The sequence below is a fragment of the Streptomyces sp. NPDC002265 genome (assembly GCF_040296125.1).
Classification (GTDB): Bacteria; Actinomycetota; Actinomycetes; order Streptomycetales; family Streptomycetaceae; genus Streptomyces.
On record NZ_JBEOWS010000523.1, the window covers coordinates 1 to 4,676 of the forward strand.

At 69.7% G+C, this 4,676-nt stretch carries 2 protein-coding genes; both read right to left on the minus strand.

The genetic code is table 11. The features are described 5' to 3' along the window. Positions 1–78: 78 nt before the first annotated feature. Positions 79–477 carry a DUF5959 family protein gene (locus ABT085_RS44000; protein ID WP_351622143.1) on the minus strand — a complete coding sequence of 133 codons (399 nt, stop codon included), beginning with the start codon at positions 475–477 and terminating at the stop codon, positions 79–81. 902 nt (positions 478–1,379) lie between these two features. Beyond that, positions 1,380–4,349 (minus strand): eCIS core domain-containing protein, encoded by a 2,970-nt coding sequence (locus tag ABT085_RS44005; RefSeq protein WP_351622145.1) that lies wholly within the window; start codon positions 4,347–4,349, stop codon positions 1,380–1,382. Between the last annotated feature and the right edge of the window lie 327 nt (positions 4,350–4,676).

The following is a 4,676-nucleotide window of genomic DNA, read 5'->3' on the forward strand; positions in this document are numbered from 1 at the left end:
CGAGTAGTCCTTCATCGCCATCGGCGGTTGTCTCGCTTCCTCCGGATCAAGCAGATCCAGTATCAGCGTGTCCACCACTCAGGGGGAGGCTCCATCAGCCAAACGCACCAGGATGCACACTGAAGTGAGCGACACCGAGACATCCCTCACCGCGATCTCAACGGCATTGAGCGTCTGCCCCTGGGAGAGGTAGGGGCCTTGAGGCGTGATAGTGATTTCAGGATTGCGCCCGTCATCCATCCACACAGCGCTTCGACCCGACGCAAGGCGATCAAGTACCTCAGCCCACTGCTCCAAGTCATCCTCGAGCAGGTAGACCTCCTTGAGGTGACCGTTCGCGAACTCACTGGAGGCCACGATCTCGGCTTCCAGGCATCCCCCCGGAACCCCGACGGTCGTCTTGTTCAGCACACGAACCGTCACACTGTTCTCGTCATCAGCGAAGCGGATGAGTTCCGCCACCTGGCCCTCGGCCACCCTTACCCCTCGGTCAAAGCAACATCGTCCTCAGCATGCCTCAGAGGCTTGCCCGCCTGCGTCTGGATTCCTCAAACGAGGTACGCATATCGGCGTCGTAGTCGTCGGGTTGGCGGTGCCGGCCTGCCCCAGATCCATGGCTTCGCGCGGGAGTTGAGTTGGCTGGTCGCGAGGGCGGTGGCGTATGCGATGTCGTCGGGGTTGGCGAAGGAGCGGCCGGCGAGGACGGTCTTGCGGAAGATGCGCCACCAGCCCTCCTGGAGGTTGAGCCAGCAGGCTCCGACGGGGATGAATGCGTGGTGGATGCGGGAGTGGTCCTCGAGCCAGGTCCGGGTGGACAGGCTGTTGTGGCTGGACAGGTGTCGGTGACGATCCAGATCTGGCTGGTCGGGTTGGCGTCCTCGATCTGTTGCAGGAACTGCTGGTAGAAGATGCTGTTGCGGGAGGATGCGGTCACGGTGAGGGCCTGGCCGTCGGAGGGTCGCAGGGCGCCGTAGACCCACGTCTTCTGCGGTCCCCAGCTGTAGTCGAGCTCCGCCTTGACCCGGTGCCCGTTGGGTGACCAGGAGGGTGCGGGCGGGAAAGTCCGCGGGATCACCGGTCCCAGCTCGTCGGCGCAAATCACCGTCACGTCGTCCGGCGGCTAGGTGTAGAGGCCGATGATCCTTGCCCTTTGGGGACGAAGTCCGGGTCCTTGGACCGCATCCAGGACCGGGTGCGGCGCCAGCGCACGCCCTCGGCGAGCAGGATCCGGCGCACCTGCGAGCGGCCCACCTCGATCCCCTCGGCCCGCGCTGCCGCAGCCAGGGAATCCAGCGTCCATCCACTCGGCCGGTCCCGACGCCAACCACACTCCGGACGATGTCTCTGACCAGGCCAGGCAGCGATGCGCTATTGGAGTATCAGTCAGGCAGGAACTCCCTGAACTTCGCCTCGACGGCCTCCCGGGCGAGGCGGTCGGCCTTGAGGAGCGCTTCGGCGACGTCCTTGGGCAGGGGGCGCTTTGCCGCCTGACGCCGGATGATCCACTCTGCGACCGTCCAGTTGCTCTTGTTGAGATTGGCCTGCTCGGTCATCGGCAGGTAGTTCTCAGCCACATTCCGCAGCATGGCGTCACGCTGGAGGGGCGTCAGCCGTGGGAACCGCGGATCCGCGGCGATCTCCGAGCGCGGCATGAGGTGATCGGTCTCCCATGCGTCGGTGCTCATCGGTGCACCGGTCGTGACGTCGATGGGGATTCCGTTGACGGGCCGCAGAACCGGGTCGAGCCGGTTCGCGTTGCCCAGCGCGGAGGCACGGCCGGCCTGGCGCGGTGTCCCGGCCTTGACCTGTGCCCGGAGGGTTCGGTCCAGCCCGCCGACTTCATTGGCCAACTTGGCCCATGCTGAGTTGAGTTCAGCCTCGAGAGCGTGATATTTGGCCCCGCTCGGCTGCCCAATGGGCGGTTTTACGCCGGGAATCCGGCTCGCCCGGTTGAGCTCGGCTCGAGCGCTCTCCCCCTGGGGATTGAGCTCGGCGGCGATCTCCCGCTCCAGCCGGGTGATCTCCTTCTCCAGCCGGGCGATCTCGGCTTGGGCCCGGGCCGCGGCCGCAGCCTCGTCCTGCGCCAAGCCCTCGCTGGCCAAAGTCCGGAGCAGCCGATTCTCCGCCTTCCGCAGCGCCGTCTCTGCCTGTTTCAGGGTGGAGCCGCCGGGACGGCGGCCCCCCTGCGCCCTCTGAACCTCGCCAGTGGCGGCAGCCACCTCCGCACGGGCCAGGGCCGTTTCTCGGGCAGCGGCCGAGAGGGCGGCCCGTGTCTCGGCCACCCGGAGGTCTGCGGCGGCCGTCCGCAGAGTGGTCGGCGTCGGGACGGGTGCGGGCGGCAGGGCCGGGGCCTGCGGGCGGGGTGGCGCCATCGTAGGAGCAGCCTTCAGGGCCGGCGCCAGGACGGACGGAGCGGCCTGCGGTGCCAGGGCGGCCCGGGCGGCGCCAGTCTGCGCGGCGGGAGCCACCGGTGTCTTCGTCATCGAGGCGGCCGGCCGGTGCGTACGCCAGGCCTTCTGCACCGGGTCGTAGACCATCTCGACGGTCGCCGTCGGGGGCGGTCCCGGCGGACTGCTCAGGCCGGCGGCCGGTTTCACCACCACCTGGCCCTCCGGGGTAATGGCGACGATCTGGAGCTCCTCGCCGAACGACGTGGTGAACGTGGAGCCGATCAGCTTCTCGTTGCCGAGCTTGACCGCCCGTGCCCCGCCTACCGCACCGAGGAGCACACCAAGAGGGATCGCCAGCGCCCACTCGCCACCCGACGGCATGGCCTTCTGCCATATCTCGCGGCCGGCCGGGCCGGAGAAGTGGCTCTGGAGGACCGTCGTCAGCAGGGCCTGCGTGCCGAGGCTCGCGGCGGCGGAGCCACCACCCGCCACGCCGCCGGAGACCAGCCCTGCCTCGACGGATCGCGGCGCGAGTCCCACCGCACGGGCGGCGCTCGAGCCCAGCCTGCTGGTGGCCGCCCCGGCGCCGCGGGTGACGGCCGCGATGAGCAGGGCCCGCCAGGCCGCACTCCACAGGATTGCCTCGCCCTCGTTCCAGGAGAGGTCACCGCGGGTGTACGCCTGCGACACCGCCGTCGCCGCGTCGTGGAAGCCGAAGGACAGCATCTGCTCGCCTGCGTCGATCACAGCTATGCCGCCGGCGCCGATGAACGCGGCGACACCCCGCACGTAGTACCAGCCGCCCCGGCTCCAGTCCGAGAGCGCCGTGCCGGCCAGGGAGGTCCCCAGCGCCTCGTTCCGCATGCCGAGGCTCTGGCCCGCCGGATGCGCGGCGTGCCACGCCTCGGCCTGGGCGACGACCGGCGTGAGCTGCGTGATCAAGCGCTCGACGCGCGCGAGGGCAGCCTTCGCGGGAGCCTCCGTCGGGCCGCCCTGCTGGATGGTCTGCCGAAGGAAATCCCGGTCCGTCCCGGCGCGCCGGGCGACGCCCCGGACCGTGTTCAGCGCCTGGTCCCGCGGGTCCGTCGCAACGGCGGCGACGAGCCGGGTAGCGAGCGGCTCGAGCTCGGCGAGCTCGGTGTCGATCTCGACCAGTACTTCCGGTTTCGCCGAAGGCGGCGCGAGCGACTGCCCCCTGGTGAGCTCGGTGTGCCGCTGCACCAGCCAGGTGTGCTCGCGAGTGAGTTCCGCCCGGTACTCCTCCGAGAGGGCTACCACCCTCATTTCCCGCTCGTTGTCGGCGATGCGTTCGATCAGTTGCGGCAGCAGGAGCTGTTGGATCTCTGCCTGTGACAGCGCGGCTGCCTGGATGCCGACCCGTGCCGGCAGTACGCCGGGCACCTGGCGGCCGCGGACCGGGGCGCCCGCCCCGGCCGTGCGGGCGGCGGCCTCCGCTGCGGCCTCGTGTCCATCACCGGCAGGCGCCGCTCCCAGCAGGGTGGTCTGCTGCACGACATGGGTGAGCTCGTGGACGAGCAGGCCCCGCCCGGCCGAGGAGTCAGGCCGGTAGCGGCCCTTGCCGAAGACGATGTCCGGGCCAACGGTGAACGCCCTGGCCAGGTGTCGGCGGGCCAGCGCGTGGGCGGCGGGGTGGTCGTGGACCCGTACATGCGTGAGCAGTACGCCGAACCTCACCTCGTGCTCAGTGCGCACGGAGTCGGGCAGAGGCCTGCCGTTGCCTGCCAAGGCCCGCACGCCACCACCGGCGCAGTGGGCGGAATGGGTAGGGATCCGTGTGAGGTCGCCTCCCGTCCACGCCCCGGACCTGACGTCGCATCCGGCATCGAGCCAGGCGGCGACGGACCGGGCTGCCGTGGGAAAGTCCACAGACTGCGGTGGCCGCGAAGCGACTGTCGGGCCGTGGACGCCGCTGCCCGGGCGGGCCGGTCGAACGACCATGCTGTCCGCCCGTGCCGTGTGCGCTGCGCTGTCGGCGATGCCCAGGGAAGCGGTCACGGTCCCTCCAGCATTCACGTGGTCCGGTGGGCAGCCGAGGCCACGTGAGCGAAGCAGTTCTTGTACCCGAACGCTGTCAGCCTCCCCCTCCGCCCGGGAGCCCGCAACCGCGCCACACCGGGTAGCCGAGCCCGCCGGACTGCACCAGAAGCCGCCCCCCCGAGAGCCCCGGGGGCGGGGTCAGGGGGAGCCGCGGGGAAGTAGCCGACAAAAGAACAAGCGTGGTTGAACGACTAATTTAAATGCCAGCAATATCATCGGAAAACAAAC

Bases quoted from the DNA above. Each gene is read 5' to 3' on its own strand.
- ABT085_RS44005 (WP_351622145.1), bottom strand. From the start codon at position 4,349: ATGGTCGTTCGACCGGCCCGCCCGGGCAGCGGCGTCCACGGCCCGACA.